Here is a 25,779-nt window from a genome sequence, read left to right as displayed (position 1 = left end):
CTCCGCTCCCTTCCCGTGCCCGGGTCGTTCAGTCCGGGCGGCGGGCCGGCGGCGGGGCCGGGTGGGACGGGTCCAGTTCCTCGACCGCGCGCAGGGCTCCGCCGAGGGTCTTCACCAGCAGCTCGCGCATCGTCTCGCGGGAGAGCGCGGGACGGTCGATCCAGTCCAGGGTGGCCCCCTCGACGCCGCACACCCAGGAGAGCAGGCCCATGCGCGCCAGCGGGGCGATCTCGGCGCGGCCGTAGGCGCCTTCGGCGATGGTGGCGATGATCGCCTCCCGCACACCGTCGCGGATGGCGTGCACCTCGGTGTCGAAGCCGACCCCGCCGCTGACGATGGTGCGGTAGGCGGCCTGGTGGTGCTCGGCGAAGCGCAGGTAGCCGTCGATCGTGCGGTGGACGCGGTCCACGGCGGGCAGCTCCGCACCGCTCGCGGCGAAGTCGACCAGGTCGGCGACGGAGTCCCGGACGATGGCCAGGTAGTAGCCGCGCTTGGACTGGAAGTAGTAGTAGATCAGCCCCTTGGCGACATGCGCCTGGCGGGCGATGTCGTCCATGGACAGCGCGTCGTAGGACGTGTCGGCGAACAGCCTCCGCCCGATGGCGATGAGTTCGGCGCGACGTGCCGCGGAGCGCTCGGTGCCGCGCGTCCGGGGACGGACGACGGCATCCTGTTGACGCAGATTCACTTTCGACCCTGGTCTGGGAGGTCGGCGGGACCTCCGCAGTATGTCAGGTCATGCGCGCCGGGCCAGGGGCCGGGTCAGAGCAGGCCGAGCCGGGTCACGAGCATCGCGACCACGGCCACGAGCACCCAGCCCATGACGTGTTCGAGGACTTGGGGGCCGTCCTGGCGGGGCCCGCCGGTGCGGACGCGGGTGGCGGTGGCCTGGTGTGCGCTCATGAGTGCTCGCAGAGGTCGGACGGACGGATGGTGTCCCCCCACCCGGTGCTCCCCACCGCTCCACCTTGCCACCCGCGTCGGCGTTCGCCGCGGAGACGTTGCTCACACGGGATCGCCCCGGCCGGCCGGACCGGTCAGACCACGCCCACCGCCGCGAGCGCCTTGCGCTGGACCGGGGTCGGGTGCGCCGGGAAGTAGAGGTAGCAGACCCCGCCGGTGCCGGAGGCGACCTTGCCGGAGGCGTTGTAGCGCTTGGTCCGCAGCCAGATGTTCTCGAACTCCCGCCGCAGGTAGACCCGCCGGACCGCGTCGTCGCCCGGCGAGGCCGGGTCGTTGGCGATCACGTCGCCGTCCGCCGTGAAGCCGATCACCGTCATCAGGTGGCCCGAGGTGCCGTAGCCGGCGCCGGTCAGCTCGGTCTTCAGGAAGGACTGGGACGTTATGGCCGGGATGCCGGCCGCGACGAGGGTCTCCAGGTCGCTCAGCGAGGCGAGCCGGGTGACCACGCCCTGGATGTCGTCGAACGTGGCCGCGTAGGCGGCGTTGAAGGGCCAGTTGCCGCAGCCCTCGTACTGGAAGTCGTAGGTGTACCGGGCCGCGTGGTCCACCTGCGGGTCGGCGTAGGACGGGTCGACCCAGGACAGCTGCTGCGGGGTGAGCCGGCCGCCCCAGTACTCGACGATCATCTGCGAGGAGGTCGGGCTGCACCAGGCCTCGCCGCCGTTGTCGTACTCCGGGTACTGGCCCTTGTGGATCTCCTGCGAGTAGCGCGGGACGGCCAGCTCCCGGTCGAGGCCGGGGGCGGAGGCGGGGACGGTGAAGCGGTCGGGGATGTCGGAGCCCATGGCGCCGAGCCGCCAGACCGTCGGGGTCAGCGTGGTGCCGGGCCTGCGGTAGAGCGTCAGGCGCAGCCGGTAGGAGACCAGGCGCAGGCCGCCGGCGGCGTCGTCGACGGCGAAGGTGTCGGTCCAGATCGAGCTCTTGCCGTCGCTCTGGTCGTCCACCGAGGTCCGCTTGATGTCCTGGTCGCCGGCCGCCCAGCGGCCCATCACGTACCAGGGGGTGGCGGTGCCGTCCGAGTAGGTGCCCTGGAGCTCCACCTGCAGCCAGGTGCCCTCGGGGGTGTGCGCGTTCCAGGAGGCGATGGCCTCGGTCGCGGGCACGGCGAGCCGGTGGACCGGCGAGGTCCAGGTCGCGAACTCCCAGGTGGCGGTGGTGCCGGTGTGCGGGTCGGTGTAGTCGGTACGGCCGGCCGCGGTGCCGATCTCGACGCCGGGGCGGCGGCCCGCGACCACCCGGACGCCCAGCGCGGTGCCGCAGCGCCAGTCGTGGTTCGTCGTCCAGGCGTGGTAGTCGATGGGGCGGGCGGGCGCCTGGGCGGGGTCGGCGCCGGCCGCCGCCTGTGCGGCGCCGGCGGTCGCGGGTACGGCCCCCGTGGCGACCGCGGCGGCCACCGCGGCGGTGAGGACGGTACGGCGGGACGGCTGCTGGGCTCTGCTCATGAGCGCGGTTACCCCCAGGTGTCCGGGTCGGTGCTGGTGCGGTGCGTGACTGTGGGCCAACTATGGAGGAGACGGCATGCCCCTGCCAGCACTTCGGCGCATGGCGCGCCACCAATATTGGTCTGGTCCACTGGAGGAAAGCGCGAGGTCGGACCGCACGAGGCCCCGGCGCGCGGCCCGGTGGCCGTGCGCCGGGGCCGCGGGCGTCAGATGAGGTCCATCGCGGCGACCTCGTCGGGACGGCCGTAGCTGACCGGGCCCTGGAAACGGCGGCGGGCGGTGGCGAACCACCACACCGTGGCCACGAGGAGCACGACGGCCAGCGCGATCGGCGCGTAGTTGAAGGAGTCGACAGTGATCGGCGAGGCCTGCGGCAGCATGAACAGGGCGCTGCTGAGCAGGATCCAGATCACCGCGAGCCAGCCGATCGGCCGGCCCCAGCGGCCCAGGTGCCAGGGGCCGGGCCGGAAGCCGTCGCCGAGCCGCAGCCGCAGGAAGATCGGCACGGCGTAGGCGAGGAAGAGTCCCACCACGTTGACGCTGACGATGGCGGTGAAGGCCGTGTGTGACCACCAGCCGGGGACGACGAGGGCCAGCGAGCAGGCGACCGCGAGCCAGACCGCCTTCACGGGCGTACGGGTGCGCGGCGAGACCGAGTGCCACCAGCGGGAGCCGGGCATGGCGCCGTCCCGGGAGAAGGCGAAGATCTGCCGGGTGTTGCTGGTGAGGTTGGCGAGACCGCAGAAGAGCATGGCGCCGATCACGATGAGGAGCATCGCCTTGGCGGTGCCGAGGCCGAGGCCGTCGATGAGGATCTGGACGGGCGGCGCGGAGGAACCGGCCACCTTGGCGTAGTCGCTAATGCTGTAGACCAGTGCCAGCATCAGGATCAGGCCGGTGATCGCCGAATAGCCGATGGCGCGGGTGATCCCCTTCGGCGCGTTGACCGTCGCCTGGACCGTTTCCTCGGACATGTGGAAGCTGCCGTCGAAGCCGGTGAAGGTCCAACTGGTGACCAGCAGACCGAGCATGCCGCCGTAAAGTCCGCTGGAGAAGCCGGTGTTGTTCACGAAATGCGTCACGAAGGACGCCGACTGGTGATGGTCCGGCATCACGATGAGTGTGCTCACGATCACCACCAGTCCGACCAGCAGCCACCAGACGGAAATCCGGTTCAGCAGGGCCACGAGCTGGACGGTGTAGGTGTTGGCGAGGCCCTGCAGCACGATGATCAGCGCCGTGATCAGCACCGTCTGGTGCACGGTCGGCCGGTACGAGGACCACTGCAGGGCGACGAACGCCTGGATGAAGGTCGCCGCCGCATAACCCGTGGCGGCCGTGCCGCCGATCTGGCCCACGAAATTCAGCCAGCCGGTGAACCAGGACCAGGCGCCCTTGTGCCGCTTGGCCAGCTTTCCGGCGGAGAAGTACAGCGCACCGCTCGTCGGATAGGCGGAAGCCACTTCCGCCATGGCCGCGCCGATGAACAGCACCATGACGGACACGCCTATCCAGCCGAACACGAGAATACGGGGGCCACCCGCGTTCATGCCGTACCCGAAGGACGAGAAGATACCCGAAAGGATATTGATGATGGTGAACGAGATCGCGAAATTGTCGAACGCCTTGAAGCGCCGGGTGAGTTTCCGCGGATAACCCATGGCGTGCAGGGTCGCGTCGTCGTCGAGCGCGACCGGGTCCGCTTCACCACGGGACTTCGCCCGTGGCGCCGATGTCCGATCCGACACAGTTCGGCCTTTCTCTCGGTGGGGGGCAGGGCACGTGCGCGGTCAGGCGGGTCCCGGGACGGGCAGGCCGCAGGCCCGACGCGCCCTGGAGAGCTGCTCGACGGGGTCGCCGAAGGCGCTCCAGGGCATGCGCGAGGCGTACGGGCCCATCGCCGCGAACACCGCCCGGGCCTCGAACTCGCGCTGGGCCATGACCAGCGCGTGCGCGAGGTAGGCCAGGTCGAGCACCGGGGTGAAGCGGTAACCGGTCGCCGTCGGCAGCCAGTTGTGGTAGATCGCCAGGGCGGTGGAGCGCCACTGGGGCTGCTCCCAGACCCGGTCGGCGAGCAGTTGCGTGGGGTTGTAGCTCTCCACCAGGGCCACCAGCGGCAGCAGCCGCAGGACGGAGTCGGCGGGCGCCCGCTGGCTGAGGAACGCGGCCACGTCCCAGGCCGCGTTGACGGAGCCGCCGTGCCGGGTGAAGAAGAACGACAGGAAGCGGTGGTGGCCCTCGCGGTGCCAGGGGTCGAGCGACAGGATGTGCGAGAACAGCCGCCAGGGCCCGGGCGGGGCGGTCAGCAGCCCGTGCGGGGCGGGGTCACGCAGCCGGTGCAGCCGGGCCATGGTCAGTCGGGCGACCCAGGGCGTGGGGTCCTTCGGTGCCACGGCGGCCGCCCGGTCGCAGGCGGTCAGGGCGATCCGCTCCAGCGTCTCGGCCCGCTCGTCGCGTTCGTCGGCCGCCCGCATCGCGCGCTGCACCGCGACGCGGGCCCACATCAGCGTGGACTCGGGCCCCGGCTCCTCCGCCAGCCAGCGTTCGACCAGGTCGCTCCCGGCGGCCTCGGAGGCCAGCACCAGCGAGCGGTGGGCCCGCAGCGGGAAGTCGGAACGTGTCTCGGCGAGGGCTTCCTGTGCGTATCGATAACGCCCGGCGCGTACATCGACGCATACGCTCGCCAGGACGCGGTCGTCGGCCGCCGGGTGCCATACATAGTGCCCTTCGAATAACTCCGCGGCCATGTCCCCCTGTCCGTCCCCGTTCGATGTGTTCGCGGTCGCGCAGGAGGCACCTTACTCAGCAGCCGAGGCACCGGGAACGCCGAAATTCACATATCGGTCAACGGATCGGGAACGAAAATCCCTTTGATTGACCGGAGGTCAGCCAGTGGTTCAAGAAGTGACGTTTCCGGGGCCGCCGGTCCGGCCCCTATGGGCCGCTACTAGACTGTTTCCGGGAAAAGGCCCCACACCGCACCACACCTCAGGAATCGCCATTCACGACCTCGCCGCCCGGCTGCGCCGGCTCCCCCCGTCCTGCGGCCCCGTCCGGCTGGTCGCCGTGGACGGTCACGCCGGCTCCGGCAAGTCCACGTTCGCCGGGCGGCTGGCCGCCGCGCTCGGCGGGGCGCCGGTCCTGCGCCTGGACGACATCGCCAGCCACGAGCAGCTCTTCGCCTGGACGGACCGGCTGCTGGCCCAGGTGATCACCCCCTACTCCCGCGGCGAGGACGCGCGCTACACGCCGTACGACTGGCGCGCGCGGACCTTCGGGCCGCCACGCCCGCTGCCGTCCGCTCCCGTGGTCCTGCTGGAGGGGGTCGGCGCCGGACGCAGGGCGCTGCGGCCGTATCTGGCCCGGCTGCTGTGGATGGAACTGCCGCGCGAGGAGGCCTGGGCGCGCGGCCGGGCCCGGGACGGTGCGGAGCAGCGGGAGTTCTGGGCCGGGTGGGTCGAGGCGGAGCGGGCGCACTTCGCCGCGGACCCCTCGCGCCCCCATGCGGACCTCCTGGTGCACCAGACACCGCAGGGGTACGAGGTGCTCCCGGGGCCCGCCGACGAGGCTTGGAGCGGACCAGTCCCTCACCCAGGGTGACGGACCGTCCGCGATGTGGTGAACCCGTGAAGACCCCTGCGGGGGAACTTCTTTGACTGCTCCGGGGACGCTTGACCCGGGGACCGTGCAGGTCTTACGTTCTCAATGTGCGGCCGTTCGGAGCCGCCCGAAGACGCGAAGCCCCCGGTTGTTCCCCCGTGATCGGGGGCTTCGTTCTGCCCTCAGGGCCCCTTTTCCGCCGCTTCGCGCGCCGATTCGCTCACCCTGTGTCACCTCACGGTGTGCGCCCCGTCTGCTCCCACCTCGTCGAACGGCCCGTGCGGCACCCTTCGGTGCGTGGTGCTCCCGCGGGTACGATGCCTTCGGTGCGACCTTCGAGCGGCTGCCCCGCGCACCGGCAACTCCGGTCCGCGGCACAGCGGTTCGACCGCGGCGGCCGTCGGGCGCCTGCCCGGCGGTGAACCAACGGGGGCACGGTCTGTGGGGGACGTGATGGACTTCGGCACGCAGGGCCCCGAGGCCCCGGCCGACCTCGCCTGGCTGCGAGGCGTGGACGCCTACACGATGGGCGCCTACCCGCAGGCCGAGGAGGAGTTCCGGGCCGCGGCCCGGCTGGACCCCGGGATGGCGGACGCCTGGCTCGGGCTGCACGCCCTGCGGGTCGACACGACGACCGCGCTGCTGCGGATGTTCCGGCACCGCGAACGCTTCGGGGAGCAGCGCGCCCGGCACCGCAGGACCCTCAACTCCTGGTACTGGCTGGGCTGGTGGGTGCAGCCGGTGCTGGAGAGCCCGCGCGATCTGCTGCTGGCGCACGCCTCGCACTGGCTGGACGGCCGGCACGTGCCGGAGCTGGACCGGGCGCTGGCCGGGCTGCCGCCGGTGGACACCGACCCGCAGGTCCGCTTCCTGCACTCCTGCCGCGCCTATCTCGTCAAGGACTGGGACCAGCTGGTGCGGCACACCGACCCGCTGCTCGACGACCCGCTGCTCGGCATCGAGGCCGGCCTGTTCGGCGGGATGGCCCGGGTCCGGCTGGAGATGTACGGGCAGGCCGAGCCGCTGCTGGCGGCGGCCCTGATGCGGTGCCGCAGCGAGCAGCCGCAGCGCAAGGAGCTGCGCTACTGGCTGGCACGGGCGCACGAGGGGACCGGGCGCAGTGCCGCGGCGCTGCCGCTGTACCGGGCGGTGCACCGGGTCGATCCCGCCTTCATGGACACCGCGGCCCGGCTCGCGGCGATCGCCGAGGGCGACGGCTACGACGACTCCGCCGACCTTGCGGCGATCACCCTGACCGGTACCGGGGCGGACGCGGTGGACGGGCCGGACACGCTCGATCCCCTCTTCGGTACCGAGGGGCGCGACCTGCGGCTGTCCGAGCCGGACCTGCCGACCGGGCCGCTGCCGTCGGTGCCCGGTCCCGCGGTGCGCCTGAAGAGCGGGATGCCGTCCTCGTCCTGGCCGCTGCCCGGGGGCCCGACCGACTCGGTCTTACTCGAGGAGGCGCTCGCCGAACTGGAGCGCATGGTGGGGCTCGAACCGGTCAAGCGGCAGGTCAAGGCGCTGTCCGCGCAACTGAACATGGCCCGGCTGCGGGCCGGGCAGGGGCTGCCGGTGCAGCCGCCGAAACGGCATTTCGTCTTCTCCGGGCCGTCGGGGACCGGCAAGACCACGGTCGCGCGGATCCTCGGCCGGGTCTTCTACGCGCTGGGGCTGCTCGGCGGTGACCATCTGGTCGAGGCGCAGCGGGCCGACCTCGTCGGCGAGTACCTGGGGCAGACGGCCGTGAAGGCCAACGAGCTGATCGACTCCGCGATCGGCGGGGTGCTGTTCGTGGACGAGGCGTACTCGCTGTCCAACTCGGGCTACGGCAAGGGCGACGCCTACGGGGACGAGGCGCTCCAGGTGCTGCTGAAGCGGGCCGAGGACAACCGGGACCACCTCGTGGTGATCCTGGCCGGCTACCCGGAGGGCATGGACCGGCTGCTCGCCGCCAACCCCGGTCTCTCGTCCCGCTTCACCACCCGGGTCGACTTCCCCTCCTACCGGCCGCTGGAGCTCACCGAGATCGGCAAGGTGCTCGCGGCGGAGAACGGGGACCTCTGGGACGAGGAGGCGCTGGAGGAGCTGCGCTCCATCGCCGGGCACGTGGTCGACCAGGAGTGGATCGACGAGCTGGGCAACGGGCGGTTCCTGCGCACGCTGTACGAGAAGAGCTGCGCGTACCGGGACCTGCGGCTGTCGGGGTATCCGGGGGCGCTGTCCCGGCAGGACCTCGCGACCCTCAGGCTGCCGGACCTGATGCAGGCGTACGGAGAGGTGCTGTCGGGGCGCGGACCGCAGGACCCGTCGGCCCTGTGAGCACCGCGCGCCCCCACAGGGGCGCACGGGCGGGCCGACGGGTCCTGCCCGGCTCGCGCGACGGCCGCTAGGTGGCCAGCGCCTCCTCCGGCTCCCCGCTCGTCCTCGGTTCCGTCAGCCGCACGTCGGCCGCCTCCCGGTGTGCGGGGTCGCGCACCTCGCCGACCAGCAGCTCCAGCACGTCCTCCATGGCGACCAGGCCCAGCACCCGGCCGGAGGCGTCCGCCACCTGGGCCAGGTGGGTGGCCGCCCGCCGCATGACGGTCAGGGCGTCGTCCAGGGCGAGTTCGCTGCGGAGGGTCGTCATGGGGTGCCAGATGTGCTGGGGCACCGCGCGGTCCGAGTCCTCCAGGTCCAGGACGTCCTTCACATGGACGTAGCCCATGAAGGCGCCCTTCTCCGTGGCCGCCACGGGGAAGCGGGAGTAGCCCGTGCGGGCCGTCAGCGCGACGATCTCGCCGGGGGTCACCGCCGGCGTCACCGTCACCAGCGACTCACGGCGTAGCAGGACGTCCGTCACCGGGCGGGAGCCCAGCTCCAGGGCGTCCTCCAGGCGCTCCTGCTCCTCCGGGCCGAGCAGCCCCGCCTGGCCGGAGTCCTCCAGCAGGCGGTTGAGCTGCTCGCTGGTGACGACGGCCTCGACCTCGTCCTTGGGTTCGACGCGGAAGATCCGCAGGATGCCCTGCGCGCACGCGCCCAGCGCCAGGGTGATCGGCCTGCAGACCCGGGCGAACCAGACCAGGCCAGGGCTCAGCCACAGCGCGGCCTTCTCCGGAGCGGCCATGGCGAGGTTCTTCGGGACCATCTCGCCGATGACGAGGTGGAAGAAGACCACGGCGGCGAGGGCGATGACGTAGCCGAGCGGGTGGATCACGCCGTCCGGGAGGTGGACCGCCTCGAACAGCGGCTCCAGCAGGTGCGCCACCGTCGGCTCGGCCACCGCGCCGAGCGTCAGGGAGCAGACGGTGATGCCGAACTGCGCGGCCGCCATCATCTGCGGCAGCCGCTCCAGGCCGTGGAGCACCTGGCGGGCGCGGGCCGTGCCGAGCGGCTCGATCTGGCTGCGGCGCACGGAGACCAGCGCGAACTCGGCGCCGACGAAGAAGCCGTTGGCGAGCACGAGCAGCGCGGCGAAGACCAGTTGCAGGACGCTCATCGCAGGGCCTCCGCGACGTTGACCGCCGGGACCGTGCGGACCAGGCGGACCCGTTCGGCGCGGTAGTGGCCGACCTGGCGGACGGACAGCCGCCAGCCGGGCAGTTCCGCGCGGTCGCCGGGGGCCGGGATGCGGCCGAGCAGGTCGGCGACCAGGCCGGCGACGGTCTCGTACGGCCCCTCGGGCACGTCGAGGCCTATGCGCAGCAGGATGTCGACGCGGCAGCTGCCGTCGACGTCCCAGGCCGGCCTGCCGTCCTCCGCCGGGGCGGGGGCCAGCTCGGGCACGTCCTTGGCGTCGTGCTCGTCGCGGACCTCGCCGACGAGTTCCTCGACGATGTCCTCCAGGGTGACCACGCCGGCCGTGCCCCCGTACTCGTCCACGACGACCGCGATGGGCTGCTCGCTGCGCAGCCGGGCCAGCAGGGGCTGGACGGGGAGCGTCTCGGGCACGAGCAGCGCCTTGCGGGCGATACGGCTGACCGGGGTACGCAGCCGGTCGTGCACGGGGACCGCCAGGGCGTCCTTGAGGTGAGCCATGCCGACCATCTCGTCGATCTTCTCCCGGTAGACGGGGAAGCGGGACAGGCCGGTGGCGCGGGTGAGGTTCACCACGTCCTCGGCGGTGGCCGTGTCCTGGAGCGCGCTGACCTTCACCCGCGGGGTCATGACGTGCTGCGCGGTGAGGTCGCCGAGGGACAGGGTGCGCACGAAGAGGTCAGCGGTGTCCTGTTCCAGGGCGCCGGCCTGGGCGGAGTGCCGGGCGAGGGACACCAGTTCGCCCGGGGTGCGGGCGGAGGCCAGTTCCTCGGTGGGTTCGACGCCCAGGGCGCGCACCAGCCGGTTGGCGACCGTGTTGAGCATGGCGATCACCGGCCGGAACAGGCGGGAGAAGTGGTGCTGGGGGCCCGCGACGAAGCGCGCGACCTGGAGCGGCCGCGACACCGCCCAGTTCTTGGGCACGAGCTCGCCGATCACCATCTGGACGGCGGAGGCCAGCAGCATGCCGACGACCACGGCGACGCCGGAGACGGCGCCCTCGGGCAGTCCGACGGCCGTGAACGGGCCGCGCAGCAGGGTGGCCAGGGCCGGTTCGGCGAGCATGCCGACGACCAGGGAGGTGATGGTGATGCCCAGCTGGGTGCCGGAGAGCTGGAAGGAGAGCTCCTTCAGCGACTCCACGACCGTGCGGGCGCGCTTGTCGCCGTCGGCGGCGGCCTTCTCGGCTTCGGGGCGCTCGACCGTCACCAGGCCGAATTCGGCCGCCACGAAGAAGCCGTTGGCGAGAATCAACAGGAACGCCGCTCCGAGGAGCAGCAGGGAGAGGGTCACGCTGCCACCGCCTTCCCGGTATGTCGGGTCGGGGCGGCGCAGGTACTACAGGACGATCCGTCCATCGCCGGAGGGGGTCACTCCTCGGGTAGCAGGAGCCCCTGGCACCGGGCGGCGCACAGGGGCGGAGGCGCAGCGAAGGAGCGCCTCCGCTATCAGGTTAATCAAGACACGGCCCAGGGGGGCAGGGTGGACGCCCCCGAGTCAGCCCTGATCTTGTGTTTCGCGGGCCGCGGAGCGGGCCTCGGCGAGCGCCCGCAGGGCCTGGGCGTCGGCGATGGCCCGCTGCCGGGCGATGCCCGGCTGGATGCCGAGCGCGGGCAGGCTGGTGCCGTCGCTGAGGTTCAGGAAGACCCAGGGATCGCCCGGACGGAGGTTCACCTGGACGATCTCCGCCCAGGCGAGGCGCCGCCTGCTCGCGATGTTGACCACGGTGACGCCGCTCTCGTCGGCGACGACCCGCACCCGGGCGAGCTGGGCCAGCACCCAGAAGATCAGCGCGGCGGTGACGACGAAGGTGAGCCGCTCCCCCGGGCCGAGGTCGAGCAGCAGGGCGATCCCCGTGATCACCAGGAAGATCACCACAGCGGCGGTGAGCAGGATCACCCGGGTGTGGCCGGGCCGGAAGGTGACGGGGAGGTCTGGCGTGTCGGACATCTCGGTGCGTGTCCCTTACAGGCGGCAGGCGTGGATGGCCGTGGTGAGGATGGCCCGGGCGCCGATCTCGTAGAGGTCGTCCATGATCCGCTGCGCCTCCTTGGCGGGGACCATGGCGCGGACGGCGACCCAGCCCTCGTTGTGCAGCGGGGAGACGGTCGGCGACTCCAGGCCCGGGGTCAGCGCGACGGCCTTCTCCAGCTGCTCGACCCGGCAGTCGTAGTCCATCATCACGTAAGTCCGGGCGACCAGGACGCCCTGGAGGCGGCGCAGGAACTGCTGGACCTTGGGCTCCTCGACGTCGGCGCCGGTGCGGCGGATGACGACGGCCTCGGACTTCATGATGGGCTCGCCGAAGACCTCCAGGCCCGCGTTGCGCAGGCTGGTGCCGGTCTCGACGACGTCGGCGATGACCTCGGCGACGCCCAGCTCGATGGCGGTCTCGACGGCCCCGTCCAGGTGGACGACGGAGGCGTCGACGCCGCTGTCGGCGAGGTGCCCGGCGACGATGCCCTCGTAGGAGGTGGCGACCGTCCGGCCCTTGAGGTCGGCGACGCCGGACGCGGTGCCGGGCTTGGCGGCGAAGCGGAACGTGGAGCGGGCGAACCCGAGCGGCAGGATCTCCTCGGCGTCGGCGCCGGAATCGACCAGCAGGTCGCGGCCGGTGATGCCGATGTCGAGCCGGCCGGAGGAGACGTAGATCGCGATGTCGCGGGGGCGGAGGTAGAAGAACTCGACCTCGTTCACCGGGTCGACGATCCGCAGCTCCTTGGACTCACGGCGCTGCTGGTAGCCGGCCTCATGCAGCATCTCCGCCGCAGGGCCGGACAGGGAACCCTTGTTGGGGACGGCGATGCGCAGCATGGGGCGGGCTTCCTTCGCGTTGGTGGTGGTGCCGGTGGATGCGGGGCGGGGCTCAGAGGTGGGCGTAGACGTCGTCCAGGGAGATCCCGCGGGCGACCATCATCACCTGGACGTGGTACAGGAGTTGCGAGATCTCCTCGGCGGCCGCGTCCTTGCCCTCGTACTCGGCGGCCATCCAGACCTCGGCGGCCTCCTCGACGACCTTCTTGCCGATGGCATGGACGCCCTTGCCGACCAGCTCGGCGGTGCGGGAGGTGGCGGGATCGCCGGTGGCGGCCTTCTGCTGGAGCTCGTCGAAGAGCTCCTCGAACGTCTTCTTGGACATGGTGGGCCCCACCCTACGCGGTGTGCGGGACTCCTCAGTGCCAGGGTTCGGATACTGAGCGCAGTGTGACGGCCGTGGCGACGGCCGCGGTCACCGCCTCGTGCCCCTTGTCCTCGGTGGACCCCTCGATGCCGGCGCGGTCCAGGGCCTGGTCCTCGGTGTCGCAGGTGAGGACGCCGAAGCCGACGGGGACGCCGGTCTCCACGGAGACCTGGGTGAGGCCCTGGGCGACGCCCTGGCACACGTAGTCGAAGTGGGGGGTGCCGCCCCTGATGACGACCCCGAGGGCGACCACGGCGTCGTAGCCGCGGCCCGCCAGGACCTTGGCGGCGACCGGCAGTTCGAAGCTGCCGGGGACCCGGATCAGGGTCGGCTCGTCGATCCCCAGGTCGTGCAGGGCGCGCAGGGCGCCGTTCACCAGACCGTCCATCACCTTCTCGTGCCACTGTGCCGCGATGACGGCGACCCGGAGGTCGCCGGCGTTGCGTACGGACAGTTCGGGTGCGCCCTTGCCGCTCACGTCTCTCCTAAGTGCTGCTGAGTGCTGTAGAGGTGGTTCGCTTACTGGTTGCCGCAGGTGGTCGCGGACGCCGCCGCGGCCGGTACGGCCGGGGTGTCGAGCCAGGGCAGGTCGTGGCCCATCCGGTCGCGCTTGGTGCGCAGGTAGCGCAGGTTGTGCTCGCCGGCCTGGACCGGCATCGGCTCGCGGCCGTTGACCCGCAGGCCGTGGCGCAGCAGCGCGTCGGTCTTGTCCGGGTTGTTGGTCAGCAGGCGCACGCTGCGCACCCCGAGGTCCGCGAGGATCTGCGCGCCCGCCCCGTAGTCACGGGCGTCGGCGGGCAGGCCGAGTTCCAGGTTGGCGTCGAGGGTGTCGCGGCCCTGCTCCTGCAGCTCGTAGGCGCGCAACTTGGACAGCAGGCCGATGCCGCGTCCCTCGTGGCCGCGCAGGTAGACGACGACTCCGCGGCCCTCCTCCTGGATGCGGGCGAGGGAGGCGTCGAGCTGGGGGCCGCAGTCGCAGCGCAGGGAGCCGAAGACGTCGCCGGTGAGGCACTCGGAGTGCACCCGGACCAGGACGTCCTCGCCGTCGCCGATGTCGCCGTGGACGAGGGCGACGTGCTCGACGCCGTCGAGGGTGGACCGGTAGCCGTAGGCGCGGAAGGTGCCGTGGCTGGTGGGCAGGCGGGTCTCGGCCTCGCGCCGGACGGTCGGCTCGCTGGCGCGCCGGTAGGCGATCAGGTGCTCGATGGAGATGATCGTCAGGCCGTGCTTGCGGGCGAACGGGACCAGCTCGGGCAGCCGCAGCATGCGGCCGTCCTCGCCGGCGATCTCCACGATGGCGCCGGCCGGGCGCAGGCCCGCGAGCCGGGCGAGGTCGACGGCGGCCTCGGTGTGGCCGTCGCGGACCAGGACGCCGCCCGGCCGGGCGCGCAGGGGGAAGACGTGTCCGGGGCGGACCAGGTCGGTGGGCTCGGCCGTGCCGCTCGCCAGCAACTGGAGCGTGGTGGCGCGGTCGGCGGCGGAGATGCCGGTGGTGACGCCGTGCTCGGCGGAGGCGTCCACGGAGACGGTGAAGGCGGTCTTCATCGACTCGGTGTTGTCCTCGACCATCTGCGGCAGCCGGAGCCGGTCGAGCTCCTCGCCCTCCATGGGGGCGCAGATCAGGCCGCGGCACTCGCTCATCATGAAGGCGACGATCTCGGGCGTCGCCTTCTCGGCGGCGATGACGAGGTCGCCCTCGTTCTCCCGGTCCTCGTCGTCCACGACCACCACGGGGCGGCCCGCGGCGATGTCGGCGATGGCCCGCTCGACGGGGTCGAGCTCGAAGTTCTCGATGGTGTCCGTGTCGTACAGGGGCGGTGCCGAGGTCATGCCGGGGCTCCTTCCAGGACGGGCCGCGGGCTCTTGCGGGAGCGCAGCCACCAGTCGCGCATGCCCCACAGGACGAGCGCGCCGTAGATGACGTAGACGAAACCGGAGAAGGCGTAGCCGTTCGCGAAGTTGAGGGGCACGCCCACGAGGTCGACGAGCAGCCAGGCGATCCAGAACTCGACCATGCCCTTGGCCTGGGCGTACATGGCCACGACGGTGCCGACGAAGATGTAGGCGTCGGGCCAGGGGTCCCAGGACAGGCTCGGGTAGGCCGTGAACAGCAGGGCCACGGCCACGGTGCCCGCCGCGGCGGCGGCGGCCATGGCGGCGCGCTCGCGCCAGGTGGCGAACCGGGGGGTGATGTGGCCGTCCGCGGAGCCGTCCCGGTCGCGCCGCCACCGCCACCAGCCGTACAGCGCGACGGCCATGACGACCGTCTGCTTGCCGGCGCTGCCGGTCAGGTGGCCGTAGAAGGCCGCGAAGAGGACCAGTCCGGACAGGAACTGGACGGGCCAGGTGAGCAGGGAGCGGCGCCAGCCGAGGGCGAGGGTGATCAGGCCGAGGATGTTGCCGACCATGTCGGACCAGATGATGTGCTGGCCGAAGAGGGTGAAGGCCTCGGAGTTCATCCAGTTCACTTGGTGGCTCCCTGGGCACGGTCGCCGAGGAGCCGCTCGACGTACTTGGCGATGACGTCGACCTCGAGGTTGACCGGGTCGCCGGGCTGCTTGCGGCCGAGCGTGGTCAGGGCGAGGGTGGTCGGGATGAGGCTGACCGTGAAGTGGTCGGTCCCGGCCTCCACGACGGTGAGGCTGATGCCGTCGACGGTGATGGAGCCCTTCTCGACCACGTAGCGGGTGAGTTCGGCGGGCAGCGAGATCCTGACGATCTCCCAGTTCTCGGACGGCGTACGCGCCAGGACCTGCCCGGTGCCGTCGACGTGGCCCTGCACGATGTGGCCGCCGAGGCGCGCGCCCACGGCGGTGGGGCGCTCCAGGTTGACGCGGGACCCGACGGTCAGCGCGCCGAGGCTGGAACGCATCAGCGTCTCGGCCATGACGTCGGCGGTGAACTCGTCGCCCTCGTGCTCCACGACGGTGAGACAGACCCCGTTCACGGCGATGGAGTCGCCGTGCTGCGCGCCCTCGGTCACGATGGGGCCGCGGAGCCGGAAGCGGGACGCGTCGCCGAGATTCTCGACGGCGGTGACCTCACCCAGCTCTTCGACGATTCCGGTGAACACTTCCCGGGTCCTCCTGCCTCAATAGGGCACGGACTCCGGGGCCTGTCGATGACGACAGAATGTACGGGTGAGCTGCCACGTGGGGATCGCGGACGCCGAAAAGGACCCGTCCGCACGCGGACGAGCCCAGATACGGCGACGCGCACGTATGCGTGCCCGCCCGCCGCGCACTGCCTCCCATCCGGACTTTAACCGTCGGTCCAGGAATTTCACCTGGTCAACCGGCCGCTGGAAGCGACCGGGTCGCGGACTGTAACCGCCGGTTCGGACTTTCACCGACCCCGGAGTGCGCTGCTTCTGGTACAGGGCCAGTCTGCCACGTCCCGGGCTCGTCCATGCGAGTGAATATGTGTGGGGTCACTCACAGACCGTCCGGCTGGACTTCTTGGGATGCCGATTGGTCCGGACCATTGACCCCATTGGTCTAGTCCTCTTAGGGTGCGGTCGGGCCCGGTGGCGGTGTCGACGGCCCTTGCCCGCCGCCGGGCCGCCCAAGCGCGTGCCGCGCCCGCGCCGCGGCCACCCTGACCGTCCGTCCTCAGTGGGCCGCGGGTCCGAACAGTTCGTCCTGGGCGCGGTCCCTCGCCGTGAGGAGAGCTCCGCGCAGGACCGCCGTGCCGCCGAGGGTGCTGGGGCGGACTTCGGTGAGCAGCGGGGACATGCCCCGCAGGCGGTCCTGGACCCGGGCGGCGAGCACCGCTCCCCCGGCCCGGCCGACCTCTCCTCCGAGGACCACGCAACCGGGGTCGAGGACGGCCACCACGGAGGCGGCGCCGACGGCGATCCGGTCGGCGAGGGCGTCGAGGAAGCGGTCCGCAGGACCGTTCGCCGCCGCCGGAGGACCGGTGAGCAGCGCCACCGCGGCACCCACCGCCTCGGCTGCGCCGGGGCCGTCCGTGTCGTCCGCCGCCGGCAGACCGTGCTCGCGCGCCAGCGCGCCGATCGCGGCCGCCCCGGCCAGCGAGTGGAAGCCTCCGTCGCAGTCCCTGGCCGAGGGCAGCGAGGCCGTCCCCGGGACCGGCAGGAAGCCGATCTCGCCGGTGCCGCCGGAGGCGCCGCGGCGCAGGGCGCCGTCCAGCACGACCGCCGCGCCCACCCCGTGGCCCAGCCACAACAGCACGAAGGTGTCCCGGCCGTGGGCGGCGCCCTCGCGCTGCTCGGCCAGGGCGGCCAGGTTGGTCTCGTTCTCCACCGTCACGCGCGCCTCGGGCAGGCGTTCCTGGAGGGCGGCGGCCAGCCGCCGGTGCCAGGCGGGCAGCCCGCCGGAGTCGCGGAGGTCGCCGGTGGCGGGATCGACGAGGCCGGGCGCCCCGATGCCGACGGTGTGCAGCCGGTCGGCGCCGGCCTGCTTCGCGGTCCGCTCCACCGCCGTCACCACCTGCTCCACGGCCGGCCCGGTGCCGGTGTCGCCGCCGATCGGCACGGACACCTCGGCCAGCACCCGTCCCACCAGGTCGGACACCAGCACGAAGGCGCCCTCGGTGCGGACGTCGAGCGCGGCGAGCTGCGCGCGTTCGGCGACGATGCCGTACAGCCGGGCGTTCGGGCCCCGGCGCAGCTCGCCGGACTCCCCGACCACCGTGATCAGGCCGGAGGCGGTGAGGCGTTCGACGAGGTCCGCGACCGTGGGCCGGGACAGTCCGGTGAGCTGCTTCAACTGCCCCGCCGTCAGCGGGCCTTCGTGCTGGAGCAGCCGCAGGGCGAGCCGGTCGTTGATGGCCCGGGCGGTGCTCGGTGATGCGGGCATGACGGGCATCCTCCCAGACGCGGGACGGCGCGACGCTCACTATCTATCAGGCAGGGTCCCTGATAGTTTACGGCGGAACAGCGGGGGCGCGGTGGGGCGTCTCCGGGGAGGGCTGGAAACATGGGTGACGTGGCCTGCACGCGCGAGGAAGCCAGGCGCGCCCGGTACGCCGTGGCGGCCGTGTTCGCCGTACACGGAGCGGTGACCGGGTCCTTCGCGACCCGGGTGCCGTGGATCCAGGACCACGCCTCGCTGAGCGCGGGACAGCTCGGCTTCGCGCTGGCGTTCACGGCGTTCGGCGCCTCGTGCGCGATGCCGCTGGCGGGCCGGATCAGTCACCGCTTCGGCAGCCGCACCGCCCTGCGTGGGCTGCTGACGCTGTGGACGCTGTCCCTGGTCCTGCCGGGGCTCGCGCCGAACCTGTACACCCTCTGCCTGGCGATGTTCACCTACGGCGCCAGCGCGGGCATGGCCGACGTGGCGATGAACGCGCTGGGGGTCGAGGTCGAGCGGCTGCTGGAGAAGTCGATCATGTCCGGCCTGCACGGCATGTGGAGCGCCGGCGCGCTCGTCGGCTCGGCCGCGGGCACGCTCGCCGCCCATCTGGGCTCCGACGCGCGCCTGCACTTCGCGCTGGCCGCAGCGACCCTCACCGTGCTCGGCCTGGTGGCCTGCACCTGGGTGCTCGACCTGCAGCCCGCCGAGGACGAGGAGCCGCCGCCGCGGTTCGCGCTGCCGCCCCGCTCGGCACTGCTGATCGGCGCGGTCGGCTTCTGCGCGGTGTTCGCCGAGGGGGCGAGCCTGGACTGGTCGGCGGTGTTCCTGCGGGACCGGCTGGACAGCTCGGCCGGGGTGGCGGCGGCCTGCACGACCGGCTTCATGCTCACCATGGCGGTGGCCCGGATCGCCGGGGACGCGGTGGTGAACCGGTTCGGCGCGGTCCGCACCGTCCGGGCCGGCGGTGTCGTGGCGGGCCTCGGCGGTCTGCTGATCGTCGTCGCGGGAAACCCGGTGGTGGCGATGGCCGGGTTCGGGCTGATGGGGCTCGGGATCGCGGTGGTCGTGCCGCTGTGCTTCGCGGCGGCCGGACACGCGGGCCCCAACCCCAGCCAGGCGATCGCGGGCGTGGCCACCATCACCTACACCTCGGGCCTGATCGCGCCCAGCCTGATCGGCGGCGTGGCCCAGGCGACCAGCCTGATGGTCTCGTTCTGCGTGGTGACCGTGCTGGCCTGCGGACTCGCGGTGTGCGCGGGCGTGCTGCGCACCGCCGAACGCGGCGGCGCGCCCCAGGTCAGTCCGCGGGCCGCAGCAGTTCCCGACCCACGGCCCTGAACCCCTCGCTCCACGGCGCGGGGCGCAGGGTGGTCGCGTCCAGCCGGACCAGCACCCGGGTGCCTCGCGCGTAGGTCTGCGTCCCGTCGGCCGAGCAGAAGCGGAAGCCGTAGGTCAGGCCGGTGGTGCCGAGCCGCTCCAGCCACAGGTGCACGGCGTAGGTGCCAGGGCGGGTGACCGGCGCCTCGTAGCCGATGGTCAGTTCGCGCACCGCGTTGCAGGCGTCGCCCGCGGCCACCCAGTCCCCGTCGAAGCGGACGCCGTGCCCGTTCCACAGCTCGGTCCAGGCGCGCTCCACCATCAGCGGGTAGCGGGCGTTGTGCAGCAGCCCGAGCGCGTCCAGGTCGTCGAAGTGGACGGTGACGGGGATCAGCCGGCCGTACGGGAGGGCGGGGGCGGTCAGGGCTTCGGCGGTCACGGGAGGGGCTCCTGAGCGGCGGTAGGGGCGGCGGGGACACCCCATACTAAGCGACCGCTCAGGAGCTTCGGTCGGGAAGCCCCCTGGTCAGGCGGTCAGCCGGCGATCGAGTCGAGCTGCTCGGCGGCGGGCCGCAGGGCCCACAGGTCACCGCCGGGAGGTGCCTGGAGCCGGGGCAGGGCCGCCTTCGCCGCCGCGTCGCCCGCGTCGGCCGCCGCGTGCACGACGTCGCTCGCCGCGTAGCGCAGGAACTCCAGCTCGGGGTGCGGCCACGCGGCGGCGCCGGTCGCGGCGGGGAGCAGGTAGTCGACCGCACCGGACAGGCTCTGCCCGTCCGGCCCCCGGTGGGCCCAGAGGTCCACGCCCACATGCCTGCCGACGGCCGCGAGCCGGGTGTAGGCGACCAGGTCGAAGGCCGAGTAGTGCCAGCTCCGGGTGCGGGCGAGTTCCTGCGGCTGGCTCCCGTCGGCGGCGATCTGCGGGTCGATGCGCCGGGCGCGGGCGTCGAGCACGGTCCGCCGGGCGAGGCCGGTGTCACCGGTGGCGCGGGCGAGGGCGGCGAGCTGGAGGTCGTGGAAGGTGCCGTGGTTGTTGGCGGCCGCGCCCTCCTGCCGACCGAAGTCGCTGCCCTTCAGCCAGCCGAGGAAGTCGGTGTTCCACCGGTTCATCGCGGTCCGGTCCGCTCGGCTCCAGCCGGGTGCGCCGGCGGCGAGGATCGCCTGGGCGTCGAGGACGCTGGTGTACGACTGGGAGAAGTCGATGATCCCGATGGCCCGGCCGTCGTACTTGCACGGGATGAACTGGGCGTGGTCCAGCTCGGGGTTCATACGGGTGGCCGGGTCCAGGAACCAGGTGCGCAGGATCTGCCCGGCCTTCTCGGCGTAGCTCCGCCTGCCGGTGTAGTACCAGGCGAGCGAGAGGTCGTAGGCGGAGTCGAAGACCTTCTCGGCGTCCTGCCGGTCGGTGCCGGTGTCGACCTCGGGATTGCGCTGCCCGTCGCGCTGGACGTAGGGGCAGCCCCACGGGTTCTGGGCGGTGGGCGCCGTGGTGGGCCACCAGTAGGGGGCCTGGCTCAGGTAGTCGTGGACGTCGCCGCCGGGGGCGGGCCTCGGCTTGTCGACGACCGTCCAGGGGCCCTGGTCCAGCCAGGTGTCGGCCCGGGTGGTCAGGTCCCGCAGCGCGCGCCGCAGCCGGGGGTCGTGGGGCAGACGCGCCCGGGTCTCCTGCAGACGGGCGCCGTCCAGGACGACCGTCCGCGGGGCCCCGGGCGTGACGCGGGCGGAGGCATGGGCGCCGGGAACGAGCACGGCCGCGAGGGTCACCACCGCGGCCAGCAGTATGGCCGCGCGGGATCTTCCACTCATCGGGCTCTCCGATCATCACTAGATCACTAGTCATACATGTGAACGCAGTTCATGAGTGGGACCAGGTGAGCGTAGAGCGGCCAGGTAACCCTGACAATGGTCCGGACCGTCTTCACGTACAGAGAAAGTGAAACCCCACCATGGACCTCGGCGTGCGCTGGAAGCTGCACGGTGACGGGCGCACCCCCGCGCCCGGAGCGGTGGTACGCCCCGACGAACGGCTCTCCTGGCCGCGCACGGTGGGCCTCGGCGCCCAGCACGTCGTGGCGATGTTCGGGGCCTCCTTCGTGGCCCCCGTGCTCATGGGCCTCGACCCCAACCTGGCGATCATGATGTCGGGCGTGGCAACCGTGATCTTCCTCCTCGCCACCCGCGGCCGGGTGCCGAGCTACCTGGGCTGCTCCCTGTCGTTCGTGGGGGTGGCCGCCGTCATCCGCGCCCAGGGCGGTACGAGCGCCACGGTGACCGGCGCGGTACTGGTGGTCGGAGCTGCGCTCTTCCTCGTGGGGCTCGCGGTGCAGCGCTTCGGGGCGCACATCATCCACGCCGTCATGCCGCCGATCGTCACCGGCGCCGTGGTCATGCTGATCGGCTTCAACCTGGCCCCGGTGACCGCCTCCACCTACTGGCCGCAGGACCAGTGGACGGCGCTGCTGGTGATGCTCTTCACCGGCCTGGCGGTCGTCGCGCTGCGCGGCTTCTGGTCCAGGATCGCGATCTTCCTGGGCCTGGTCTTCGGCTACGGCATCTCCTGGGTGTTCGACCAGGTCTTCGGCCCGATCCACTCGGTGAGCGCGAGCGGCAAGGTCACCGACCACCTGCGGCTCGACCTCTCCGGCGTCTCGAAGGCCGAGTGGATCGGGCTGCCCTCCTTCCACGGCCCGTCCTTCCAGTGGTCGGCGATCCTCGTCGCGCTGCCCGTGGTCATCGCGCTGGTCGCGGAGAACGCCGGACACGTCAAGGCGGTCGGCGAGATGACCGGCACCCGCCTCGACGACCAGCTCGGCACGGCGATCTCGGCCGACGGCGTCGCCTCGGTGCTGTCCACCGCGGTCGGCGGCCCGCCCAACACCACGTACTCCGAGAACATCGGCGTGATGGCCGCGACCCGCGTCTACTCCACCGCCGCCTACTGGGCGGCCGCCGGCTTCGCCCTGCTGTTCGGCGTCTGCCCGAAGTTCGGCGCGGTGGTGGCCGCGATCCCGGGCGGCGTGCTCGGCGGCATCACGGTCATCCTCTACGGCATGATCGGCCTGCTGGGCGCGCAGATCTGGATCAACGCCAAGGTGGACCTGCGCAACCCGCTGAACCTGGTCCCGGCGGCCGCGGGCATCATCATCGGCGTCGGCAACGTCTCCATGAAGTTCAGCGAGAACTTCACCCTGAGCGGCATCGCGCTCGGCACCCTGGTCGTCATCACCGGCTACCACGCCCTGGGCGCCCTGGCACCCGCCCACCTCAAGCCGCAGGAGCCGCTGCTGGACGAGGGCACGTCCACCTACGACGACGAGGGCGACGAGCGCGCGGGCGCGTAGTCACGCAGGCGGCGTTACCCCGTTCCGGCGAAGCAGCGGTCCGGTCGGCCCGCGGGGCGGTGCGCGGCTGGGACCCTTCCCCCATGGCCCAGTTGGAGCACTTCACCACCCCCGTCGACGCCGTGCTCGCGCGGATGCGCGCGCTCGACGCCGACCTGCCCGAGCGGGACGGGGTCGCCGTGTTCAATCGCGTCTACCTCGCCGTCACCGTGGAGGTCGGCCGGCTCCTGGATACCGGGGCGTTCCCGGACCCGGAGGCGGCGACCGCGCTGGACGTGCGGTTCGCCGAGCGGTACCTGTGGGCGGTGGACGCGGCGGAGCGGGGGCGCCGGCCGCCCGCCTGCTGGCGGCCCCTGTTCCAGTTCCGCCGCCATCCCGGCGTACGGCCGCTGCAGTTCGCGCTGGCGGGCATCAACGCCCACGTCGGGCACGACCTGGCGCTCGCCGTGGTGGACGCCTGCCGTGCGCTCGGCTGCGAACCGGGCGATCTGGAGGACGCGTTCGACCGCGTGGGCGATCTCCTGTGCGCGCTGGAGGAGCGCATCCGCGAGGACCTGATGCCGGGTCCCGACCTGCTCCAGATCGCCGACCCGGTCACCCATCTGCTCGGCTCCTGGAGCCTGGACCGGGCGCGGGACGCGACCTGGGCCGCGGCCCGGGCCCTGTGGGCGCTGCGCCACTGCGACGACGTCGTCGAGGAGTTCGCCGAGCGCCTGGACGCGGCGGTCGGCTTCGCGAGCCGCATGCTGCTGACCCCGTGCGGCGACTGAACCGGGCCGTTCCGGCCAACCTCCGCCGGGCCTCCTGGAACCGCGCCCCGATCTCTGTAGGTTGAAGCGGCAACCGATCACGAAGGAGCTCACGTCACATGGCTACTCGGCTCGGACTCGGTCTCCCGCAGAACCGGCAGTACGACCTCGGCAAGGACGTGCCCGACGTGGCGCGCACGGCCGAGCGGATCGGCTACGACAGCCTCTGGGTCTACGAGCGCGCCCTCTACCCGGAGCCCGCCACGCAGGGCCTGTACGGCGTACCGGGACTGGCCTGGCCCGACTCCTACCGGGGTGTCGCCGAGCCGCTCGTCACCCTCACGCTCGCGGCCGCCGCCACCGAACGCGTCGAGCTCGGCTCCAGCGTGCTGGTCGCACCGCTGCACCTGCCCTTCCAGCTCGCCAAGGGCCTCGCCACGCTGGACGCGGCGAGCGGCGGCCGGGTGCTCGCCGGATTCGGCACCGGCTGGTCCCACGACGAGTACGCGGCCACGGGCGTGCGCCCCTTCGAGGAGCGCGGCAAGGTGATGGACGAGCTGATCGACGTGTGCCGGGCGGTCTGGGGCCCGGACCCGGTGGTGCACGACGGCCCGGTCACGAGGATCGACTCGGCCGTGGTCGGGCCCAAGCCGGCCCGCCCCATCCCGATCCTCCTCGCCGGGTCCGGCAAGCGGGCGCTGCGCCGGCTGGTGGACCACGCCGACGGGTGGCTCCCGGTGGGCGCGGGGGTCGAGCAGATCGCCGCCCATTGGGCCGAGTTGCAGGACCTGGCCGCCGAGCGCGGCCGTCAGCAGCCCATCCGGACGGTGCTGCGCGTCAACGCGGCCCACTCGGCCAAGCCGTACGAAGGCGGCGACCGTCGCCCGTTCCAGGGCGACGCCGACCAGATCGTGGCGGACCTGGCCCAGCACGCGGAGCTGGGTCTGGACGAGATCCTCGTCGATCTCCAGGCGACCACGCGGGACGCCCAGGAGCTCAAGGACGTCGCCGCCGAGGTGTTCGAGAAGGCGCGGGCGGCCGGGGTCTGATCCGGCCGGCCACCCGCGCCCGGGTCCGCGTGCCCAGGTGGGGACCGGTCAGTCCTCGGGCAGTTCCACCGGGGCGATCTCGTCGTAGACGTCGCCGGGACCCGGGTTGGTCGGGTCGGTCTCGCCGCCGAAGTGATGCATGACGCCCCAGACCGCGTTCAGCGCGGTCTGGATCGCGCCCTCGGCCCAGCCGGCCGTCCAGGAGATGTCGTCGCCGGCGAGGAAGATGCCCCGCTTGTCCTCGGCCAGCCGGTCCTGCATGAAGTGCGTGAACAGGCGCCGCTGGTAGCGGTAGTGACCGGGCAGGTTGGCCTTGAACGCGCCCATGAAGTAGGGCTCGTTCTCCCAGGAGACGGTCACCGGGTTGCCGATGACGTGCTTCCTGATGTCGACCTTCGGGTAGATCTCGCCGAGCGACTTCAGCATGACCTCCATCCGCTCGCTCGCGGACAGCGGCAGCCACTTCAGGCTGTCGTCGCACCAGGTGTACGACAGGCAGATCACGGCGGGCTTGTCCGGGCCGTCGTCCAGCAGGTAGGTGCCGCGGGTCATGCGGTCGGTGAGCGTCATCGACATGACGTCACGGCCGGTCTCCTCGTCCTTGTCGAGCCAGAACGGCCGGTCGACCGGCACGAACAGCTTGCTGGACTCCATGTAGTGGGTGCGCTCGATGGCGGTCCAGTGGTCGATCGGGAAGAGCGAGTCGTCGCAGGCGATCTTGGACAGCAGCATCCAGGACTGGGCGGTGAAGATCGCCGCCTGGTACGTGCGGATGTCGCCGTTCGCGTCCGTCACGGTGATCCGGTTGCCCGCGGTGCGGTGCAGCCGGGTCACGGCGGGACGCGGCTCGCCGTCCGCGTGCAGCGTCTTCAGCGAGGTGCCGTACGGCCAGTGGACGATCTTCTCCGGCTCGCGCTCCCACAGGCGCAGCGGGAGCTGCTGGGAGCCGCCGACGATGCCGCGGTGGTGGTCGTCGGCCTCGGTGTAGACGACCCGCAGGATCTCCAGGATGGAGTTCGGGAAGTCGGTGTCCCAGCCGCCGGTGCCGAAGCCGACCTGGCCGAAGATCTCGCGGTGCCGGAAGGACTTGAACGACTCGGAGTCGCAGAGGAAGCCGTAGAAGGTCTGGTTGTCGAGCTTCTCGACGAGCTTCGCCCAGATCTCGCGGATGCGCGGCACGTCCCGCTCCCGCATGGCGCGGTTCATGTCGGAGAAGTCGGCGCCCTCTTCGAGGCACTTGTTCCAGGCCTCGGCGACGTCCCGGTACACCTGGGGCAGGTCGGCGATGGTCTCGGCGTAGTGCGACTCGCCCTTGAGGTCGACCACGGTCGACGGGGTCGCCTCGGCGAGCGGGTTCGGGAACGGGCGGGTCTCCAGGCCCACCATGTCGATGTAGTGCTGGAGCGCGGTGGAGGACGGCGGGAAGCGCATGGCGCCCATCTCGGCGGTCAGCGACTCGTCGCAGCCCTCGAAGCCGACGGTGCGCAGCCGGCCGCCGATCTGGTCGGCCTCGTAGACGACGGGCTTCAGGCCCATCTTCATCAGCTCGTAGGCGGCCACGATGCCGGACAGACCGCCGCCGATGACGGCGACCTCGGTGCCGTGCTCGGTCGCGGGTATCTGGCCGAGGCCCGCCGGGTGGGCGAGGAAGTCGTCGTAGGCGTAGGGGAAGTCCGGGCCGAACATGGTGATCGGCGGCTGCTGCTCGTCTGCGTGCTCGACGGCGTTGGGCACCGTGGACGTCATGGGGTACGGACTCCTTGCGCGGGGGTGGTTCGGGGAGGGCTCGTCGGGGGCGGACGGGCCC

General features: G+C 72.1%; 23 protein-coding genes, 1 pseudogene and 1 riboswitch. Of the genes and pseudogenes, 6 read left to right on the top strand and 18 right to left on the bottom strand.

Features of this window, described 5'->3' with window-relative positions; translation table 11 throughout:
• Positions 1 to 28: 28 nt before the first annotated feature.
• The 5 genes from PV343_RS26160 to PV343_RS26140 form a co-directional block, all read right to left on the bottom strand.
• Positions 29 to 688: a TetR/AcrR family transcriptional regulator gene (locus tag PV343_RS26160; protein WP_319149414.1), complete on the bottom strand. Its 660-nt coding sequence runs from the start codon at positions 686 to 688 to the stop codon at positions 29 to 31.
• 74 nt (positions 689 to 762) lie between these two features.
• Positions 763 to 903 (bottom strand): SCO1431 family membrane protein, encoded by a 141-nt coding sequence (locus tag PV343_RS26155; RefSeq protein WP_319149413.1) that lies wholly within the window; start codon positions 901 to 903, stop codon positions 763 to 765.
• A 134-nt stretch (positions 904 to 1,037) separates the two neighbouring features.
• The gene (locus PV343_RS26150) at positions 1,038 to 2,405 is read right to left on the bottom strand and encodes a peptidase C39 family protein (RefSeq protein WP_319149412.1); all 1,368 of its coding nucleotides are present in this window, start codon (positions 2,403 to 2,405) and stop codon (positions 1,038 to 1,040) included.
• A 206-nt stretch (positions 2,406 to 2,611) separates the two neighbouring features.
• Positions 2,612 to 4,153: an amino acid permease gene (locus PV343_RS26145; protein ID WP_319149411.1), complete on the bottom strand. Its 1,542-nt coding sequence runs from the start codon at positions 4,151 to 4,153 to the stop codon at positions 2,612 to 2,614.
• 42 nt (positions 4,154 to 4,195) lie between these two features.
• On the bottom strand, positions 4,196 to 5,152 hold the full coding sequence (locus PV343_RS26140; RefSeq protein WP_319149410.1) for a hypothetical protein: 957 nt from the start codon (positions 5,150 to 5,152) through the stop codon (positions 4,196 to 4,198).
• Between the two features lie 253 nt (positions 5,153 to 5,405).
• Between PV343_RS26140 and PV343_RS26135 the strand changes: the two are divergent.
• Together PV343_RS26135 and PV343_RS26130 are read left to right on the top strand one after the other, a co-directional pair.
• A pseudogene (locus PV343_RS26135) lies at positions 5,406 to 6,027 on the top strand (uridine kinase family protein).
• Positions 6,028 to 6,458: 431 nt separating this feature from the next.
• Positions 6,459 to 8,327: an AAA family ATPase gene (locus PV343_RS26130; protein WP_319149409.1), complete on the top strand. Its 1,869-nt coding sequence runs from the start codon at positions 6,459 to 6,461 to the stop codon at positions 8,325 to 8,327.
• A 67-nt stretch (positions 8,328 to 8,394) separates the two neighbouring features.
• On the opposite strand, the gene PV343_RS26125 is transcribed toward PV343_RS26130, so the two are convergent.
• The 10 genes from PV343_RS26125 to PV343_RS26080 form a co-directional block, all read right to left on the bottom strand.
• On the bottom strand, positions 8,395 to 9,483 hold the full coding sequence (locus tag PV343_RS26125; protein WP_319149408.1) for a hemolysin family protein: 1,089 nt from the start codon (positions 9,481 to 9,483) through the stop codon (positions 8,395 to 8,397).
• A complete protein-coding gene (locus PV343_RS26120; protein WP_319149407.1) occupies positions 9,480 to 10,814 on the bottom strand; it encodes a hemolysin family protein in 1,335 nt (444 codons plus the stop codon). Before PV343_RS26120 ends, PV343_RS26125 begins: the two co-directional genes overlap by 4 nt.
• Positions 10,815 to 11,018: 204 nt before the next feature.
• The gene (locus PV343_RS26115) at positions 11,019 to 11,471 is read right to left on the bottom strand and encodes a PH domain-containing protein (RefSeq protein WP_319149406.1); all 453 of its coding nucleotides are present in this window, start codon (positions 11,469 to 11,471) and stop codon (positions 11,019 to 11,021) included.
• A gap of 15 nt (positions 11,472 to 11,486) precedes the next feature.
• Entirely contained in the window at positions 11,487 to 12,335 is an 849-nt protein-coding gene (gene hisG, locus PV343_RS26110) for an ATP phosphoribosyltransferase (protein WP_319149405.1), read from the bottom strand.
• Positions 12,336 to 12,387: 52 nt separating this feature from the next.
• On the bottom strand, positions 12,388 to 12,660 hold the full coding sequence (locus PV343_RS26105) for a phosphoribosyl-ATP diphosphatase (RefSeq protein ID WP_317442230.1): 273 nt from the start codon (positions 12,658 to 12,660) through the stop codon (positions 12,388 to 12,390).
• 34 nt (positions 12,661 to 12,694) lie between these two features.
• Positions 12,695 to 13,180 (bottom strand): 6,7-dimethyl-8-ribityllumazine synthase, encoded by a 486-nt coding sequence (ribH, locus tag PV343_RS26100; RefSeq protein ID WP_319149404.1) that lies wholly within the window; start codon positions 13,178 to 13,180, stop codon positions 12,695 to 12,697.
• Positions 13,181 to 13,221: 41 nt separating this feature from the next.
• Complete coding sequence (locus PV343_RS26095; protein WP_319149403.1) at positions 13,222 to 14,532, bottom strand: bifunctional 3,4-dihydroxy-2-butanone-4-phosphate synthase/GTP cyclohydrolase II; 1,311 nt, start codon at positions 14,530 to 14,532, stop codon at positions 13,222 to 13,224.
• Positions 14,529 to 15,170 (bottom strand): nicotinamide mononucleotide transporter family protein, encoded by a 642-nt coding sequence (locus PV343_RS26090; RefSeq protein WP_020938800.1) that lies wholly within the window; start codon positions 15,168 to 15,170, stop codon positions 14,529 to 14,531. The genes PV343_RS26095 and PV343_RS26090 overlap by 4 nt, the downstream gene beginning before the upstream one ends.
• Entirely contained in the window at positions 15,167 to 15,775 is a 609-nt protein-coding gene (locus PV343_RS26085) for a riboflavin synthase (RefSeq protein ID WP_319149402.1), read from the bottom strand. The genes PV343_RS26090 and PV343_RS26085 overlap by 4 nt, the downstream gene beginning before the upstream one ends.
• A gap of 163 nt (positions 15,776 to 15,938) precedes the next feature.
• Positions 15,939 to 16,069, bottom strand: a riboswitch (FMN riboswitch).
• 244 nt (positions 16,070 to 16,313) lie between these two features.
• The gene (locus PV343_RS26080) at positions 16,314 to 17,522 is read right to left on the bottom strand and encodes an ROK family transcriptional regulator (RefSeq protein WP_319149401.1); all 1,209 of its coding nucleotides are present in this window, start codon (positions 17,520 to 17,522) and stop codon (positions 16,314 to 16,316) included.
• A gap of 120 nt (positions 17,523 to 17,642) precedes the next feature.
• On the opposite strand from PV343_RS26080, the gene PV343_RS26075 reads away from it, so the two are divergent.
• Positions 17,643 to 18,857: an MFS transporter gene (locus PV343_RS26075; RefSeq protein WP_319149400.1), complete on the top strand. Its 1,215-nt coding sequence runs from the start codon at positions 17,643 to 17,645 to the stop codon at positions 18,855 to 18,857.
• Here the strand turns inward: PV343_RS26075 and PV343_RS26070 are convergent.
• Positions 18,817 to 19,275, bottom strand: coding sequence for an acyl-CoA thioesterase (locus PV343_RS26070; RefSeq protein ID WP_319149399.1), 459 nt, complete (start codon positions 19,273 to 19,275; stop codon positions 18,817 to 18,819). The two genes, PV343_RS26075 and PV343_RS26070, sit on opposite strands and share 41 nt — an antisense overlap.
• Before the next feature lie 95 nt (positions 19,276 to 19,370).
• Positions 19,371 to 20,639 (bottom strand): alginate lyase family protein, encoded by a 1,269-nt coding sequence (locus PV343_RS26065; RefSeq protein WP_319149398.1) that lies wholly within the window; start codon positions 20,637 to 20,639, stop codon positions 19,371 to 19,373.
• Positions 20,640 to 20,779: 140 nt separating this feature from the next.
• Here PV343_RS26065 and PV343_RS26060 point away from each other — a divergent pair, with 140 nt between their 5' ends.
• The 3 genes from PV343_RS26060 to PV343_RS26050 all read left to right on the top strand — a co-directional run bounded on the left by PV343_RS26060 (position 20,780) and on the right by PV343_RS26050 (position 23,972).
• Positions 20,780 to 22,174 carry a uracil-xanthine permease family protein gene (locus PV343_RS26060; protein ID WP_319149397.1) on the top strand — a complete coding sequence of 465 codons (1,395 nt, stop codon included), beginning with the start codon at positions 20,780 to 20,782 and terminating at the stop codon, positions 22,172 to 22,174.
• Between the two features lie 83 nt (positions 22,175 to 22,257).
• Positions 22,258 to 22,944 (top strand): DUF5995 family protein, encoded by a 687-nt coding sequence (locus PV343_RS26055; RefSeq protein ID WP_319149396.1) that lies wholly within the window; start codon positions 22,258 to 22,260, stop codon positions 22,942 to 22,944.
• A 98-nt stretch (positions 22,945 to 23,042) separates the two neighbouring features.
• Positions 23,043 to 23,972, top strand: a complete 930-nt coding sequence (locus tag PV343_RS26050; protein WP_319149395.1) for an LLM class F420-dependent oxidoreductase — start codon at positions 23,043 to 23,045, stop codon at positions 23,970 to 23,972.
• A 48-nt stretch (positions 23,973 to 24,020) separates the two neighbouring features.
• Here PV343_RS26050 and PV343_RS26045 read toward each other — a convergent pair whose 3' ends face one another.
• A complete protein-coding gene (locus tag PV343_RS26045) occupies positions 24,021 to 25,718 on the bottom strand; it encodes a flavin monoamine oxidase family protein (RefSeq protein WP_319149394.1) in 1,698 nt (565 codons plus the stop codon).
• Between the last annotated feature and the right edge of the window lie 61 nt (positions 25,719 to 25,779).

The sequence above is a fragment of the Streptomyces sp. WI03-4A genome (assembly GCF_033792105.1).
Classification (GTDB): domain Bacteria; phylum Actinomycetota; class Actinomycetes; order Streptomycetales; family Streptomycetaceae; genus Streptomyces; species Streptomyces collinus_A.
Note: the sequence above shows the minus strand (reverse complement) of the source record. Positions and strands in the feature narration are given on the sequence as shown.